At 71.9% G+C, this 15,353-nt stretch carries 14 protein-coding genes; 4 read left to right on the plus strand and 10 right to left on the minus strand.

Going from position 1 to position 15,353, the window contains the following annotated elements; all coding sequences use genetic code 11:
• The first annotated feature begins 19 nt into the window (after positions 1-19).
• The 3 genes from ACZYRU_RS25910 to ACZYRU_RS25920 are packed head-to-tail and all read left to right on the plus strand — an operon-like array spanning position 20 to position 4,522.
• Positions 20-889 (plus strand): branched-chain amino acid ABC transporter permease, encoded by an 870-nt coding sequence (locus tag ACZYRU_RS25910; RefSeq protein WP_488959989.1) that lies wholly within the window; start codon positions 20-22, stop codon positions 887-889.
• 4 nt (positions 890-893) lie between these two features.
• Positions 894-3,500: an ATP-binding cassette domain-containing protein gene (locus ACZYRU_RS25915; RefSeq protein ID WP_488959990.1), complete on the plus strand. Its 2,607-nt coding sequence runs from the start codon at positions 894-896 to the stop codon at positions 3,498-3,500.
• Positions 3,497-4,522: an MBL fold metallo-hydrolase gene (locus tag ACZYRU_RS25920; RefSeq protein WP_488959991.1), complete on the plus strand. Its 1,026-nt coding sequence runs from the start codon at positions 3,497-3,499 to the stop codon at positions 4,520-4,522. The genes ACZYRU_RS25915 and ACZYRU_RS25920 overlap by 4 nt, the downstream gene beginning before the upstream one ends.
• Positions 4,523-4,529: 7 nt before the next feature.
• Here ACZYRU_RS25920 and ACZYRU_RS25925 read toward each other — a convergent pair whose 3' ends face one another.
• Positions 4,530-5,279, minus strand: a complete 750-nt coding sequence (locus tag ACZYRU_RS25925; protein WP_488959992.1) for an SDR family NAD(P)-dependent oxidoreductase — start codon at positions 5,277-5,279, stop codon at positions 4,530-4,532.
• Between the two features lie 131 nt (positions 5,280-5,410).
• On the opposite strand from ACZYRU_RS25925, the gene ACZYRU_RS25930 reads away from it, so the two are divergent.
• Positions 5,411-6,577, plus strand: a complete 1,167-nt coding sequence (locus ACZYRU_RS25930) for an ABC transporter substrate-binding protein (protein ID WP_488959993.1) — start codon at positions 5,411-5,413, stop codon at positions 6,575-6,577.
• A gap of 80 nt (positions 6,578-6,657) precedes the next feature.
• Here the strand turns inward: ACZYRU_RS25930 and ACZYRU_RS25935 are convergent, their stop codons facing one another.
• The 9 genes from ACZYRU_RS25935 to ACZYRU_RS25975 form a co-directional block, all read right to left on the minus strand.
• Positions 6,658-6,984, minus strand: coding sequence for an EthD domain-containing protein (locus tag ACZYRU_RS25935; protein ID WP_488959994.1), 327 nt, complete (start codon positions 6,982-6,984; stop codon positions 6,658-6,660).
• Between the two features lie 131 nt (positions 6,985-7,115).
• On the minus strand, positions 7,116-7,736 hold the full coding sequence (locus tag ACZYRU_RS25940) for a TetR/AcrR family transcriptional regulator (RefSeq protein WP_488959995.1): 621 nt from the start codon (positions 7,734-7,736) through the stop codon (positions 7,116-7,118).
• A gap of 57 nt (positions 7,737-7,793) precedes the next feature.
• Positions 7,794-9,305, minus strand: a complete 1,512-nt coding sequence (locus tag ACZYRU_RS25945; protein ID WP_488959996.1) for a class I adenylate-forming enzyme family protein — start codon at positions 9,303-9,305, stop codon at positions 7,794-7,796.
• 31 nt (positions 9,306-9,336) lie between these two features.
• The gene (locus tag ACZYRU_RS25950; protein WP_488959997.1) at positions 9,337-10,389 is read right to left on the minus strand and encodes an NAD(P)-dependent alcohol dehydrogenase; all 1,053 of its coding nucleotides are present in this window, start codon (positions 10,387-10,389) and stop codon (positions 9,337-9,339) included.
• Positions 10,386-11,156, minus strand: a complete 771-nt coding sequence (locus ACZYRU_RS25955; protein WP_488959998.1) for an SDR family NAD(P)-dependent oxidoreductase — start codon at positions 11,154-11,156, stop codon at positions 10,386-10,388. The genes ACZYRU_RS25950 and ACZYRU_RS25955 overlap by 4 nt, the downstream gene beginning before the upstream one ends.
• The gene (locus ACZYRU_RS25960) at positions 11,156-11,911 is read right to left on the minus strand and encodes an SDR family NAD(P)-dependent oxidoreductase (protein WP_488959999.1); all 756 of its coding nucleotides are present in this window, start codon (positions 11,909-11,911) and stop codon (positions 11,156-11,158) included. Before ACZYRU_RS25960 ends, ACZYRU_RS25955 begins: the two co-directional genes overlap by 1 nt.
• On the minus strand, positions 11,908-13,131 hold the full coding sequence (locus ACZYRU_RS25965) for an acyl-CoA dehydrogenase family protein (RefSeq protein WP_488960000.1): 1,224 nt from the start codon (positions 13,129-13,131) through the stop codon (positions 11,908-11,910). Before ACZYRU_RS25965 ends, ACZYRU_RS25960 begins: the two co-directional genes overlap by 4 nt.
• Before the next feature lie 35 nt (positions 13,132-13,166).
• Positions 13,167-14,159, minus strand: a complete 993-nt coding sequence (locus tag ACZYRU_RS25970; RefSeq protein ID WP_488960001.1) for a phosphotransferase family protein — start codon at positions 14,157-14,159, stop codon at positions 13,167-13,169.
• Positions 14,159-15,352, minus strand: a complete 1,194-nt coding sequence (locus tag ACZYRU_RS25975; RefSeq protein ID WP_488960002.1) for an acyl-CoA dehydrogenase family protein — start codon at positions 15,350-15,352, stop codon at positions 14,159-14,161. Before ACZYRU_RS25975 ends, ACZYRU_RS25970 begins: the two co-directional genes overlap by 1 nt.
• Position 15,353: the final 1 nt, after the last annotated feature.

Here is a 15,353-nt window from a genome sequence, read left to right on the forward strand (position 1 = left end):
GCGCCGGAGGTGCAGCAACGTGGACCAACTCCTGATCACGCTGATCGGAGGACTCGCCAACGGCGCCGTGTACGGGCTGATCGGACTGGGCCTCGTGATCGTCTTCCGCTCGACGGACGTGATGAACTTCGCGCTCGCGACCATGGCGACCATGGCGACGTACGTCGCCCTCAGCCTGCACAACAGCGGGCTCGCCCTGGTGCTGGCCGCGGTCGCCGCCATCGTCTTCGGCTCCGTGAGCGGCCTGGTGGTCCGCGAGGTGCTGATCCGGCCCCTCGGCCAGGGTCGGCTGTTCGCGGCCCTGGTCGTGACGATGGGGCTCTCGCTGATCGTCGAGCACTACATCGGCCAGCACTGGGGGGAGCAGCCGAAGGCGTTCCCGCGCCTGGTGGACGGCACGGTGACGATCGGCAGCTCCCGGGTGACCGTGCAGGACCTGCTGGCCCTGGCGTTGGCGGCCATCGCCATGGGGCTCGTCGGCTACCTGTTCACCCGTACGCCGCTCGGCTCCGCGATGCGAGCCGTCGCCGAGTCCTCCGAGACCGCCGCGATCATGGGCGTCGACGCGCACCGGGTCGCCCGGATCGCCTGGGTCCTCGGACTCGCCCTGGCCACGCTGGGCGTCCTGCTCTACGCCCCCAAGACCGGGTTGACACCGGTCGTGATGGCCCCGGTCATGTTCCGCGCGTTCGCCGGCATCTTCCTCGGCGGGCTCAACAGCATGGTCGGCGCCGTGGTCGGCGGCCTGATCATCGGCGTCCTCGACAACCTCGCCGCGGCGTACGTCTCGGCCAGCTTCCGCGACACCTTCGTCTTCAGCGTCGCCATCCTGGTCCTCCTCATCCGGCCGCAGGGCATCTTCGGCCGCCCGGTCTTCGAGCGGGTGTGACGACTTGAGCACCTCCCTGACCTCCCCCGAGCACGACGACATCCGGACGGAAGCGACGACGATGGCCAGCAGCAGCGCACCCGCGCGGACGATGTCACCGACCTGGGTGAAGGCATGGCTGCTCGCCCGCCTACTCGGCGGGCCGGTCGGCGCCGTCGCGGTCGTCCTGATGATCACGTCGGGCAGCATCCCGACCTACACCGCGTTCACCGTCGCCCTCGCCGCGGTCTACGCCCTCACCATCCTCTCGCTCAGCCTGCTCGCGCACTGGAGCGGGATCTGGTCGATCGGCCACCCCGCCCTGCTGGCGATCGGCGCCTACACCGCTGCCTGGGGCAGCTCCCACGAGTGGCGGCTCGAGCTGACCGTCGCCCTCGCCATGGCCGCCTGCGGCGTGCTCGGCGCCTTCCTCGGCTTCGCCGGGTCCCGGTTCTCCGTCCTGTACGTCGCCCTGCTCACCTTGGCGTTCACCCTGGTCGTGGCAGAGGTGGTCCTGGTCTGGAAGGACGTGACCAACGGCGACGAAGGCGTCTCGGTGATGGGCTTCAGCTGGCTGTTCGGCGAGTTCTACGCCTCCGACAACACCGCGCTCGCGATCGTGGTCGCCACGCTCGGCCTCTGCATCGCGGTCGCCGAGCTGGTGCGCCGTACCCCCCTGCGCATGCGCCTGGTCGCGGCGAAGACCCACCCCATCGTTGCCCGCACCGTCGGCATCTCGCCCGAGGCCCAGTCCTCGATCGGGTTCGCCCTCAGCGGCGCCGTTGCCGGCCTGGCAGGCGTGATGCTCGGCCTGGTCTCTGGCTTCGTGAGCCCCGAGTCGTTCTCGCTGGTGCTGGCGATCAACCTGATCGCCGCCACCGTCCTGGGCGGCACGGGCAGCCTGATCGGCGCCGTCGCGGGCGGAGCCTTCCTGGCCTGGGCACCCAGCATCGCCTCCGACCTCAGCATCGACCAGCCCTACCTCGTCGGCGGGCTGCTGATCCTCTCCCTGATCTTCCTGCCCGACGGCGTGGTCCCCACACTGGGCCGCCTGCTCGACCGGTTCACCCACTGGTCCGAGCGACTGCGCACCGCTGCGGTCGCCGGCAGCACCGAGGCAGCGGAGGGTGTCGCCCTCCCCACCGGCCACGGCACCGACGGGTCGGGCCACAACCTGCTCGAGGTCGACGGCCTCGGCGTGCGGTACGGCGGCCTGCAGGCCGTCGACAACGCCTCGCTGACGCTCGCCCGCTCGGAGGTGCTGGCGATGATCGGCCCGAACGGCGCGGGCAAGACCACCTTCGTCAACGCGCTGAGCGGCCTGACCGGCGACGGCAAGGTCGACGGCAGCATCACCCTCGACGGCCAGGACCTGCGCCGGGTCCGCACCACCCGGCGTCGCGGCGCCGGGATCGGGCGCACCTTCCAGCACGCCGAGCTCTTCGACGAGCTCACCATCATCGAGAACGTGCTGGCGGTGCGCCGTCGGATCAGCCCCGCCGACCGGGTCCGCGCCTTCGCGCTCCTGGAGGCGGTCGGGCTCGCCGATGTCGCCCACCGGCGCCCCAGCGAGCTGCCGTTCGGACTGCAGAAGCGGGCCGACCTCGCCCGCGCGATCGCAGAGTCGCCGGCGCTGCTCATCCTCGACGAGCCGTTCGGGGGCCTCGACGCCGACGAGCGGGGCATCCTCGCCGGACACATCCGCCGGGTTCGCGACGAGGGGACCTCGGTGCTGATCATCGACCACGTCCTCGAGGACCTGTTCTCGGTCGCGGACCGGGTGGTCGCGGTCGACTTCGGCCACACGATCACCACCGGCAGCCCCGACACCGTGCTGCAGGACCCCGACGTGCGCCGCTCCTACCTCGGGGTGATCGACGAGGAGAGCACCTCCGTCGCGGCGCTGCCCGTCGGCGGCGAGCCGGTCCTCACGCTGACCGACGTCGGCCACCACTACGGCGGCGTGCAGGCCCTGCGCGGCGTCGACCTGACCATCCCCCGGGGCGGCATCGTCGGCATCGTCGGCGCCAACGGCGCGGGCAAGAGCACCCTCGGCCGCCTCCTGCACGGCTCGCTCACTCCGTCGTCCGGCGAGCGGGCCACCCATCCGACCGAACGCGAGCCGCTGCGGATCAGCCTCGTCCCGGAGGGTCGTGCGCTGTTCAAGACGCTGTCCGTCCGCGAGAACCTCGAGGTCTCGGCGTACGCCATGGGGCTCGGCGGCCGCCAGCTCGCGACCACCCTGGACCAGATGACCCAGCGGCTGCCGGAGCGGGTTCGCACGCGGATGCACATCTCGGCCGGCGCGCTCTCCGGCGGCGAGCAGCAGCTCGTGGCGATCACCCGCGCGCTGATGGCCGACCCCCAGGTGCTGATCCTCGACGAGCCGGCCCTCGGCCTCTCGCCGGCGATGGTGCAGGAGGTCTACCGCCAGATCACCGCCCTGGCCGAGCAGGGCATCACCACCGTGCTGCTCGACCAGTCGCTCCCCCGTGCCCTGCAGACGTGCTCGACGGTCGTCGTCCTGCGCCAGGGCGAGGTGGTCGCCACAGGCAACGCCGACGACGAGGCCTTCGCCGCACGGGCCGAGGAGGCCTACTTCGGCGAGGTCGGATCGTCCGGCCCCGCATGAGAACCGCGCTCCCCTGGTGGCATGCCCCGGCCTGCCACCAGGTCGCCGACGGCGTGCACCGGATCGTGCTGAGCATGCCGAACGACGGCCTGCGCGCGGTGAACGTCTACGCGGTCGAGCTGGGCGAAGGCCGTGACCTCGCCCTGATCGACGGCGGTTGGGCGGTCCCGTCGGCCTTCGCCGAGCTGTCGGCCGGCCTGGCCACGATCGGGCGGACACCCGCGGACATCCGCGACGTGTACGTGACCCACATCCACCGCGACCACTACACCTTCGCCGTCCGGCTGCGGGAGCGGTACGGCGCCCGGGTGCACCTCGGGCGCCCCGAGGCACCGGGCCTGCACGGCATCCAGCAGCTCGGCAGCAACGTCCCGACGACCTCGCTCCACCAGCTGCGCCGCTCCGGCGCCGCCGACCTGGCGGACGCGGTCCTGGCCGTCACCCGAGACGAGCCGTACGACCCGGCCGACTGGGCCGACCCCGACTGCTGGCTCGACCCCGGCCCGATCGGACTCGGCCTGCGCACGCTCGAGGCGGTCGCGACGCCGGGGCACACGAAGGGCCACCTCGTCTTCCACGACACCGAGCAGGGGCTGCTCTTCTCCGGCGACCACGTGCTGCCCACGATCACCCCGTCGATCGGCTTCGAGCTCGGCGACTGGGACCTGCCGCTCGGGCACTTCCTGCGCTCGCTCGAGTCGCTCCTGGCGCGGCCGGACGCCACCCTGGTCCCCGCCCACGGGCTGCCCGGCGGAAGCGTCCACCAGCGGGTCCGTGACCTGCTGGGCCACCACGAGGACCGGCTCGCACGGACCCGCGCCACCGTCACGGCCGCACCCCGGCAGTCAGCAGCCGCCGTCGCCGGCCGACTGTCGTGGACCCGCCGCGGCGTCCCCCTGGCCGAGCTCGACCGGTTCAACCAGATGGTCGCGATCTGCGAGACGATCGCGCACCTCGACCTGCTCGTCGAGCGGGGCGAGGTCGACGCCGACCCCCAGGACGGCGTCGACCTCTTCAGCTGACGCGTGGTCAGCGCGCCGACCAGCCGCCGTCGACCCGGACCTCGCTGCCGGTCATGTACGACGACTCGTCGCTGACCAGGAAGGCCACCACGGCGGCGATCTCCTCCGCCCGCCCCAACCGTCCCATCGGCGTGTTCGCGAGCATGGCGGCATGCCGCTGCGACCCCTCGAAGCGCTCGAGGAGCTGCCGGGTGCCGATGAACCCCGGATGCACGGAGTTGACGCGCACCCCGCGCTGCGCCCAGTGCAGCGCGGCGTTCTTGGTCAGGTTCGTGACCGCGCCCTTCGCGGCGGCATAGGCCGCGCTGTTGCCCAGACCGCCGCCGATCCCGAGGATCGAGCTGATGTTGACGATCGAGCCGCCGCCCTCCTCCACGAAGGCACCGGCGTACTTCATGCCGAGCCAGACACCGGTCTGGTCGATCCCGACGATCCGGTCCCAGCCGGCCAGGGTCTCGTCGGTGACCGACGCCATGCCCCCGATCCCGGCGTTGTTGACCAGCGCGTCGAGGCGGCCGTAGCGCGCGCGGACGGCGGCGACGACCTCCTCCCAGGCCGCCTCGCTGCTCACGTCCTGCGCGAGCGCGAGATGGCGCTCCGGGGCGGTGAGTCCCGCCACCAGCTCAGCGCAGGCGTCCCCGTCCAGGTCGGTGACGACGACGCTCGCGCCGTCGGCCGCCAGCCGGCGGCAGATCGCCTCCCCCAGCCCTCCGGTCGCACCGGTGACGAGCGTGGTCGTGGTGCTCAGGTCGGTCATCGTCAACGTCCTCCTCGTCGCCGCGCAAGCGGCGCGGCCGGGCAGTAATGAATTCAGTTCAGAAGATGCTTGCAGCCGAGATGTGACGGAGCCTACACTGAAGTGAACTCAACTCAACTTGGAGGCTCTTGATGAAACTGCTGCGCGCGGCCGCCCTGGCGATGTCCGCGACCCTGATGCTGGCCGCCTGCGGCAGCGGCGACGGCGACACCGCTGGCGACGACTCCATCAAGATCGGAGCCTGGTTCCCCTTGAGCGGGGCCCAGGCCTCGAGCGGGACGCCCCAGATGGTCGGCGCCTCGACCTTCTGGAAGAAGGTCAACGCCGACGGGGGCATCAACGGCGAGAAGGTCGACTTCGTCTACAAGGACAATGCCTTCGACCCCCAGCAGACGCTGCAGATCGCCCGCGAGATGGTGACCCGGGACAAGGTCGACATCATCGCCAACACCAACGGCACCGCGACCACCGAGGCGACCTTCCCGCTCGTGCTGGAGCAGAACAAGGTCCCGATCTTCGGCACCTACGGCGGCCTGAGCAGCTGGTACGCCCCGGCGCGGCCGTTGCTCTTCGGCACCCAGACGCTCTACGAGAACCAGGCGAAGATCGCCGCCGAGTGGGCACTCGAGGAGGGCGCCCGCAAGATCACGATCGTCCACGACGACCCCGCCGCCTTCGTGACCGTGAAGGACACCGCTGCGAAGTCCATCCAGGCCGAGGGCGGGACCGCCGACAACGTCGAGGTCAAGATCGGCACCACCGACTACGGCCCGGCCGTCGCCGCGGTCAAGAAGCAGAACCCGGACGCGGTCCTGCTGATCCTCCCGCCCCAGGAGGCGGCGGCCTACCTCAACGAGGCGGCCCTCCAGCGCGTCGACGCGCAGGCCTACGGCTACTCGCCCGCTGTCATCGAGGCCACCGTCGAGCTCGCCGGCGACAACGCCGAGGGCTTCCGCGGGGTGGCGCTCACCAAGCCGACCACGGCCGACGACCCGGCCGTCCAGGAGTACCGCGACGCCCTGGCCAAGTACGGCGACGGCGCCGAGCCCGACCTCTACTCGCTGGCGACGTACGGCTACGCCAAGGCCCTCTCGATCATCCTCGGATCGATCGACGGCAAGGTCGACAGTGCGAGCATCGCGAAGGCGATCGAGTCCGCGAAGGACATCGAGACCGGCATCGTCCCGCCGCTCTCGTACTCCTCCGACGACCATCTCGGCACCGACGCGGGCGTACGCGTCGAGGTCGAGAACGGCGAGTTCGTCGCCAAGAGCGACTTCGTCTCGCCGAAGCAGTGATCGGCTGACCCCGCTCCTCCCGAGAGCACAGGAGGCCCCGACGAGTTCCTCGTCGGGGCCTCCTGGCGTCCGGGGCACGGTCAGGCCAGCGGCACCATGACGCGTTCGTCGCCGGTGACGATGATGCTGCGACCGCCCATCGACCCGACGTGGGCGACGGCCCGCTGCCACTCCTCGCTCGCCAGCGCGGCGTCCAGTGCGTCCCGGTCGTCGAAGCTGAGCACCGACATGCCGTCCCATCCCGCCGAGCGCCCGTCGTCCATCGCACCGAGCACCTCGGTGTGGAGCCACCGCCGCAGCCCCGGCAGCGGATAGGTCACCTCGGCGTGCTCGCCGCGCCACCACGCGATGAACTCGTCGTGGGTCCACTCGGACGGCTTCGACGCGAGGACGATGAGGTTGTACATGGAAGGGCTCCTGACTTGAATTCGGTTGAGGTTGGGTAGCGGCAACGACACGGCCGGGACGTCGCACGACGTCCCGGCCGTTGCCGCCAGGACTTCGCCCCGGCGGCGGCTGCTGTTCGTGGGTCAGCTGGTCAGTGGATCAGCCGCGCGCAGGAGTCGACGACGACGTCGGAGATCTCCGCGAGGGAGTGGGCCCCCTGCGGCCGGTACCAGCGCCACACGCTGTTGATCATCCCGAGCATCAGCCGGGCGAGGACGATCTGGTCGTCCTTGCGCCTGCGCCGAGCCGTCGTGGCGGCCTTGATCAGGCCCGCCCACTCGTGCTCGATCTCGCGGACCAGCTCGCGGGCCCGCTGGCGCTCGGCCTCCTCCCGCTTCGAGGAGCGCTCGCCGACGAGGAGGTCCTGGTGGCTCATCAGGATCCGCGCCTGGAGCGCCTCGCGCTGGGTCACGTCGAAGGCTGCCGCCACCGCGACCCGGATCTTCTCGACCGGGTTGTCGACGTCCGCCGTGACCTTGCGCGTGCGCTCGAGGGAGCGCTCCAGCTCGGTGCTCATGATGGTGAGCAGGCAGTGCACCTTGGACTCGAAGTAGTGGTAGAGCGCGGTCTGTCCGATGCCGACCTCATCGGCGATCGTCGCCCACTTGGTGTGCTCGAAGCCCACGCCGCCGAAGTTGTCGATCGCCGCGTCGAGGATCATCCGCCGCTTCGACCGGGGGCTCTCGGTGCGCTCCTGCTCGTCTACCGTCATCAGGCCGTCCTTGATTCCAAGTGAATTCAGATCAGAGTATCCCGTGAGGAACCCGATTCAGCGGACCGTGCCGGTTGCCGGCGCAGCGAGCTCCGTCGCCAGTGCCACGGCGCCGTTGCGGTCGAGCTTCCCGACCCGGTTCTGGGGCAGCGCCGGCACGGCGTAGACGAACTCCGGCCACTTGAACTTGGGGAAGTCCGCCGCGGCGAGGTGCTGCCGCACGGCCTCGAGGTCGAGCACGGGACCGGCCGAGACCACGAGTGCCGCGGCACGCTCGCCCAGCAGGTCGTCGGGCACCGGTACGACGCACACCTGGGCCACCCCCGGGATCGCCGCCAGGGCGGCCTCGACCTCGTTGATGTCGATGTTGCGGCCGCCGCGGATGATGACCTGCTTCTCGCGGCCCAGGATGTTGATGGTGCCGTCAGCGTTCACCCGGGCCAGGTCACCGGTCGGGAAGAACCCGTCGTCCGTCACGTCCGGCATCCGCGGAGCGCCGTCACGGGCATAGCCGACGAACAGGGACGGGCCACGCACCTGGGCGTTGCCGACCTCGCCCTCGGGCAGCACTCGGCCCTTGGCGTCGACGACGCGAACCGTCGTCCCGGGGAACGGTCGGCCGTCGCGGCCGAGCCGGGTCGCCACGGGCTCCGCGGGCAGCGGCGTGGTGTGGCCGAGGCACTCGGACATGCCGAAGACACGCAGGAATCGTGTGCCGAGATGCAGCTCCGCCGTCTCCAGCGCATGGGTGTTCATCGGCCCACCGCCGACGGTCATCGCCTTCAGCGAGGACAGCGAGCCCTCCGAGCCGACCACCAGCGAGAGCTGCAGCGCCATCGTCGGGACCAGCATGGTCCAGGCGACCCGGCGCTCCCGGAGCAGCGCGACGGCGTCCTCGGGACTCCACTTGTCGAGGCAGACCATCGGGCTGCCGAGCATGGCCGGCAGGTGCATGCCGAAGCAGAACGCCGCGACGCTGGACAGCGGCACGAGGGCGCCGACAGGGTCGCCCGGCGCCAGGCCGACGGCGTCGATCGTCGACTGCCCGGCGTAGCGCAGCGCCGACTCGGACTGCACGACGCACTTGGGACGGCCGGTGGATCCGGACGTCATCGCGATCACCACGCCGCCGTTCCAGCGCTCGACGCCGGCGGTCCGGCCGGCGGCCGCCGCACGCAGCGGCCATCCGTCGAGCACCTCGCCGACGACGGGCATCGTGGCGGCATCCACCTGCCAGGTCGCCATCGCCTGCGGCGACGCGATGACCGCGTCCGGCTTGATGTCCTCGAGCGCGAGGTCGTACTCCGAGCGGGCGGCATGGCCACTGATCACGGCGATCAGTCCGCCGCGCAGGCCGACCGCGACGGCGGCCGCGAGGGTGCGCCAGGAGTTGTCGGCCTGCACCAGCACCGTGGGCGCACCCACCAGTGAGCGGTCGAGGAGGTCGGCGACCTCCCCTGCCTGGGCGACCACCTGGCCGAACGTGTGCACGCCCTCCCCGTCGATCACCGCGACGGAATCCGGCTCGTGCTCCGCGCGCTCGACCAGCTCCTGCGCCAGCTGCCTCATGTCCCAGCCTCCTGCTCCACGTTGATTCTGCTCAATGCCCCGGTACGACGACAGCGCGGCCCCGGATCTCGCCGGCGCGCAGCCGCCCGTAGGCCGCCAGCGCGTCGTCCAGCTCGAACGTCTCGGTCTCGGCGCGCACCCGGCCGGCTGCGGCCAGCGCCACGACGTCCTCGAGGTCGCGTCGGGTGCCCCAGAAGGGCGCGGCGACAGCGAACCCCCGCGGCAGGCCGTCGCCCTTGGCCACCTCGAGGCTGCCGCCGGCCGAGCCGACCACGACGATCCGGCCGCCCGGCGCCAGCAGGTCGGCCGCGGCGCCCATCGTGTCCGGCGAGCCGACGAAGTCGATCACGACGTCGGCACCCTGGCCGTCCTCACGGTCGTCGAGCCACTCCGCGGCATCCTTCGCGGAGGCCGTCACCGCATCCGCGCCCAGCCGGATGGCCAGCTTCCGCGCCTCGGCCCGCGGGTCGACCGCGACCAGGCAGGCGAGGTCGGCGGGCGCGAGGAGCTGCAGGGCGAGATGGCCCAGACCACCGACGCCGATCACCACCGCCGTCGCACCGTCGAGGTCGCCGTCGAGTGAGCGCACGACGTGCTGGGCGGTCAGCCCGGCGTCGGTGAGCGGCGCGAGCTGCACCGGGTCGGCGCCGTCGGCGGCGACCAGGTGCCGGCCCCCGGGCACCAGCAGGTAGTCGGCGAGGCCGCCGTCGTGCCCGATGCCGCAGCCGATGGGTCCGGTCAGGGCGAAGCAGTAGTTCTCGCGTCCCCGCCGGCAGGCGCGGCAACGGCCGCACGACCACACGCCGTGGACCGCGACGAGCCGCCCGAGCCAGGCCGGATCCGCATCCGGGCCCGCGTCGACGACGGTGCCGACGACCTCGTGGCCCAGGGTGAACGGCAGCTCGTACGGCATCCGGCCGTGGGGCGCGTCCATGATGTGCAGGTCGGAGTGGCACAGCCCGGCTGCCTCGACCCGCAGCAGCACCTGGTCGCCGCCCGGCTCGGGCACCGGCAGCTCGACCAGCTCCGGCGGCTGCCCCCAGGCCACCAGGCGGAGGGCACGCATCGTCCGCGGCAAGCTCATCGCGCCGTCCAGCCCCCGTCGACCGCCAGCACCTGGCCGGTGACGTAGCTCGACGCACCCGAGGCGAGGAAGAGCAGCGCGCTGTCGACCTCGCCGTCCCGGCCGCCGCGCCCGAGCATGGTGTTGCGCCGGACCCATCCTGCCGACTTCTCGTTGGTGAAGAGTCCTTCGGTCATCTCGGTGTCGAACCAGCCGGGAACCAGGGCGTTGACCCGGACCCGGCGGCGCCCCCACTGGCCGGCCAGCTCGCGCGTCACCCCGATGACCGCCGCCTTGGACGCGGCGTACCCGGCGCCCCCGATCGGCGCCGTGGACACCAGGCCGACCACCGAGGAGATGTTGACGATCGAGGCGCCGCGGTCCTCCGGCAGGGTCCGGACCACGTCGACGGCGAGCCGGACGCCCGCGGTCAGGTTGAGGTCGAGGATCCGCCCGAAGTCCTCCGCCGACTCGGCGAGGGCGTCCGGCGGCCCCGGCATCCCGGCGTTGTTGACCAGCACGTCCACCCCGCCGTTGATCTCGTTGGCCGCGGCCACCAGGCGCTCCCTGTCGGAGGCGACGGTGACGTCGCAGGCGATCGGCACCAGTCCCGGGACGTCGGCGGCCAGGGCAGCGAGTCGGTCCACCCGCCGGGCAGCGGCGACGACCGTCGCGCCGGCCGCGGCGAGAGTGCGGGCGAAGCCGTCGCCGAGTCCCGAGGACGCGCCGGTGACCACGGCGACCTGCCCGGTGAGGTCGAAGGCCGCGAACGGTGCGGAGGAGTGCATCAGTAGACCGCCGTCCGGCCGCCGTCGACCGGGATCAGCGCACCGGTCGTGTAACCAGCGACGTCCGAGGCGAGGTGCACCACCAGGCCGGCGAGCTCACGCGGATCGCCGAGGCGTCCGGCCGGGAGCCGGTGGGTGACCAGCCCGATGAAGTCGTCGTCCCACTCGCTGGCCATGTCCGTGGCGAAGGCGCCCGGCATGACGCAGTTGACCCGCACGGACGGTCCGTACTCCTGGGCGAAGGCACGGGTGAGGGCGTTGAGGCCGTTCTTGGACGCGGCGTACGTCGCCTCGGGCGGGCTGGGCCGCTCGGCGCCGATGCTGGAGATGTTGACGATCGCGCCGCCACCGGCAGCGTGCATGTGGGCCCCGGCGACAGCCATCAACCGGAACGGCCCCTTGAGGTTGACGTCGATCGTCTTGTCGAAGAGCGCCTCGGTCACGTCCTTGGCGCACGGCGCGAGCGGCGCGATGCCCGCGTTGTTGACCAGGATGTCGATCCGTCCGTGCTCGGCCACGATCGCGTCGACCGCGGGCTCGATCGCGTCCCAGTCGCCGACGTGGAGGGGCAGCGGATGCGCCTGCACGCCGCTGGCCACGCTGATCTCCGCGGCGACCTGCTCGCAGGAGTCGGCCTTCCGGCTGGAGACGACGACCGTCGCTCCGGCCGCTGCCAGCGCGTCGGCGATCGCGCGCCCCAGCCCACGGGTGGCGCCGGTGACCAGCGCGACCTTGCCGTCCAGGATCCCGGTCACGCCACACCTGCCGGCGCCGCGTCGTACTTCTTCAGCTCCCGCAGCGCGATGCTGCGCAGGTGGACCTCGGTCGGGCCGTCGGCCACCTGGAGCGCCCGGGTCAGGGAGAACAGGCGGGCGAGGACGGTGTCGTCGCTGACACCGGCGGCACCCCAGGTCTGCACGGCCCGGTCGACCACCCGGTGGGCGACCTCCATCGCCGCGACCTTGATCGCCGCGACCTCGGTGCGTGCCGACGCATTGCCCGTCGTGTCCATCAGCCACGCGGCCTTGAACGTGTAGAGGCGGATCTGGTCGATCTCCGTCCGGCTGCGGCCGATCCACTCCCGGACCACGCCCTGGTCGGCGAGCGGACCGCCGAATGCCTCTCGGGTCCGCGCCCTCCGGCACATCAGCTCCAGCGCCCGCTCAGCCATGCCGATCGCGCGCATGGCGTAGTGCATGCGGCCCGGCCCCAGCCGGCCCTGGGCGATGGCGAAGCCGTCGCCTTCTTCGCCGAGCATGTTCTCCGCGGGGACCCGGACGTCGGTGAACGTGACCTCCCCGTGGCCGAGGCGGTCGTGGTAGCCGAACATCGGCAGGTCGCGCACGACCTCGACCCCCGGGGCGTCGGCCGGGACGAGGATCATGCTCTGCTGACGGTAGGTCGGTGCCTCAGGGTCGGACTTGCCCATGAAGATGATCAGCCTGCAGTCCGGGTCGAGGACCCCGGAGGTGTACCACTTGCGGCCGTTGAGCACGTAGTGGTCGCCGTCGCGACGGATCGTCGAGGTGATGTTGCGGGCATCGGAGCTCGCGACCTCCGGCTCGGTCATCGCGAACGCCGAGCGGATCTCGCAGGCCAGCAGCGGGTCGAGCCACTCCTTCTGCTGCTGCTCGGTGCCGTACATGGCGAGGATCTCCATGTTCCCGGTGTCGGGCGCGGAGCAGTTGATCGCCTCGTTGCCGATGATCGACCGGCCGACGATCTCGGCGAGGGGCGCGTACTCGAGGTTGCTGAGCCCGGCACCCCGGTCGCCGTGGGTCATGAAGAGGTTCCACAGTCCCTGCTCACGCGCAGTCCGCTGCAGGTCGCGCATCACCTGGGGCTGCTCGTGCGGGTTCGTGTTGGCCGCGACCTGGGCGTCGTACACCGCCTCGGCGGGATAGACGTGCTCGGTCATGAAGGTCTCGAGCCGGGCCGCCAGGTCGGCGGTGCGGGGGGTGAGGTCGAAGTCCACGGAGGTGCCTCTCGCGTCGGTGCGGTGTACGGCGGTCAGGTGAGCCGGTCGGTGCCGGTCTCGATCAGGCGCGCGATGGTCGCGGGCAGGAGCTCCTGAGCGGGGTCGTGGTGGCGACCCTCGCGGTGGCGGCGCAGGTTGTGGCCCATGATCGCGGCCATCTTGAAGCGGCCCAGCGCGTCGAACCAGGTGAGCTCGGGAGGCGGCGGGCCGCCGTCGGTGTAGCGGTCGACCAGCTGCTCAGGCGCAGGGAGACCCGGCACGATCCGTCCGACACCGGGGAAGTTGGCGCCGTCGGCGAAGACCAGGAACCAGCCGAGCTCCACCCTCGGGTCCCCCGGGCTCCAGATCTCCCAGTCGATCAGCGCGGCCGGCTCGGTGCCGACGGAGAGGAGGTTGCCGAGACGGTAGTCGCCGTGGACCAGGACCGGGGCGGCGGCGGCGGGCGTCGCGACCGCGAGCAGCCGCTCCAACCGGTCCGCACCGGGCACCAGCTCGGGGGGCACCGCGCCCAGGGTGCGGCTCCAGCGGGCGAGCTCGTCGGCGGGCGAGAGCGGCTCAGTGTCGATCGGCAGTCGGTCGAGCGGAACCCGGTGCAGTCGCGGCAGGATCTCGGCGGCCCGGAGCATCCGGGTGGCGGCGAGCGAGGGCTCGAGCGCCGGATCGTCGAGCACCGGCTCCAGGGACTCCCCCGCCACCAGCTCCATCGCGAACCAGCCCGGCTCGGTCTCGTCGGTGGCGCAGATCCGCGGCACCGGGACGTCGGTGTCGGCCAGGGCCGCCATGATCCGCGCCTGGCGGAGCATGTCGTGACGACCGATCGGCCGCTGGCCGGGTGGCACGGCCTTCACGACGTACGCCCGGTCACCGAGGCCGATCCGGTAGGTCAGCCCGGAGTGGCCGCCCAGCATCGGTTCGAGCGCGGTCGGCGTCCCGTCGTGCCCTCGGGCACGCAGGCCGGCGACGACCCGCTCCTGGAGGTCGAGTGCGTGCAGCTCGGCCGGCGTCGGCCGGGTCTCGGTGACCATCAGCGGGGCTCCCTGGGCAGGCCGAGCACCCGCTCGGCGAGGATGTTGTGCTGGATCTCGTCGGTGCCGCCGGCGATGCGGTAACCAGGTGCGCCGAGGACGTGCTCGGTCCATGCCCAGGCGCCCCACCGGTCGCTCTCGACGGTGAGGTCGGCGCCCAGCAGGCTCCGCACCACCTCGGACGTACGCGCCATGGTGTCGGTCGCGAGCAGCTTGCCGACCGAGGCCTCGGGGCCGGCGTCATGCCCGGCGACCACGGCTGCCGCGACCCGCATCCCGGTGAGGCGCTGGACGTAGCTGCGGGTGACCAGGTCGGCGACCTGGTCACGCTCGAGCTCGGTGAGCGTCCGGCCCAGGTTGCGGGCCAGCTCCACGGCCCGGTCGGCGTTCTCCAGGCCGAGGTTGCCGGAGTCGAGGCGCTCCGACGCGAGCACGGTCAGGGCGACCCTCCAGCCCTGGCCCTCCGGACCGAGCCGGTGGCCGTCGTCCAGTCGCACGCCGTCGAGGTAGACCTCGTTGAACGAGCTGCCGCCCGTCATCTGCCGGATCGGGCGCACCTGCACGCCGGGAGCGTCCATCGGCACGAGGAAGGCCGTGAGCCCGGCGTGCTTGGCCACGGTGGGGTCGGTTCGCGTGATGGCGAGGCCGTGGTCGGCGATCCGCGCACCGGAGGTCCACACCTTGTGCCCCTCGAGGATCCACTCGTCGCCGTCACGCACCGCCCGGGTGCGCACGGCGGCGAGGTCGGAGCCCGCCCCGGTCTCGGAGAACAGCTGGCAGGCGATCAGGTCGGTGCGCAGCATCGCCCGGACGTACGTCGTCCGCTGCTCCTCGGTCCCCCACTGGGCGATGGTCGGGGCGATCAGCTGCTGGGTGACCGGGAACATCTCGGTGCGTCGCGGGACGTCGTACTCGGCCTCGACGCGACGGAAGGCGAGCAGGTACGAGGTGGGCAGGTCGCGCCCGCCGTACTCCGCCGACCACGTGATGGCGCCGAAGCCCGCGTCGAACTTGGCCTGCTCGTAGGAGCGGATCCGATCGGTCTCGGCCCGCTCCTCGTCCGCCGTCCAGTTCTCGAAGACCGCGACGGCATCGGAGCCCTCGCCCCAGGCACGGCGGGTGCGGGGTTCGGCGACGGTGGCGAGCCAGGCCCGGGCCTCGGCGACGAAGGCGTCGATGTCAGGAGTGCTCATC

It is taken from the genome of Nocardioides sp. F233 (assembly GCF_057813895.1).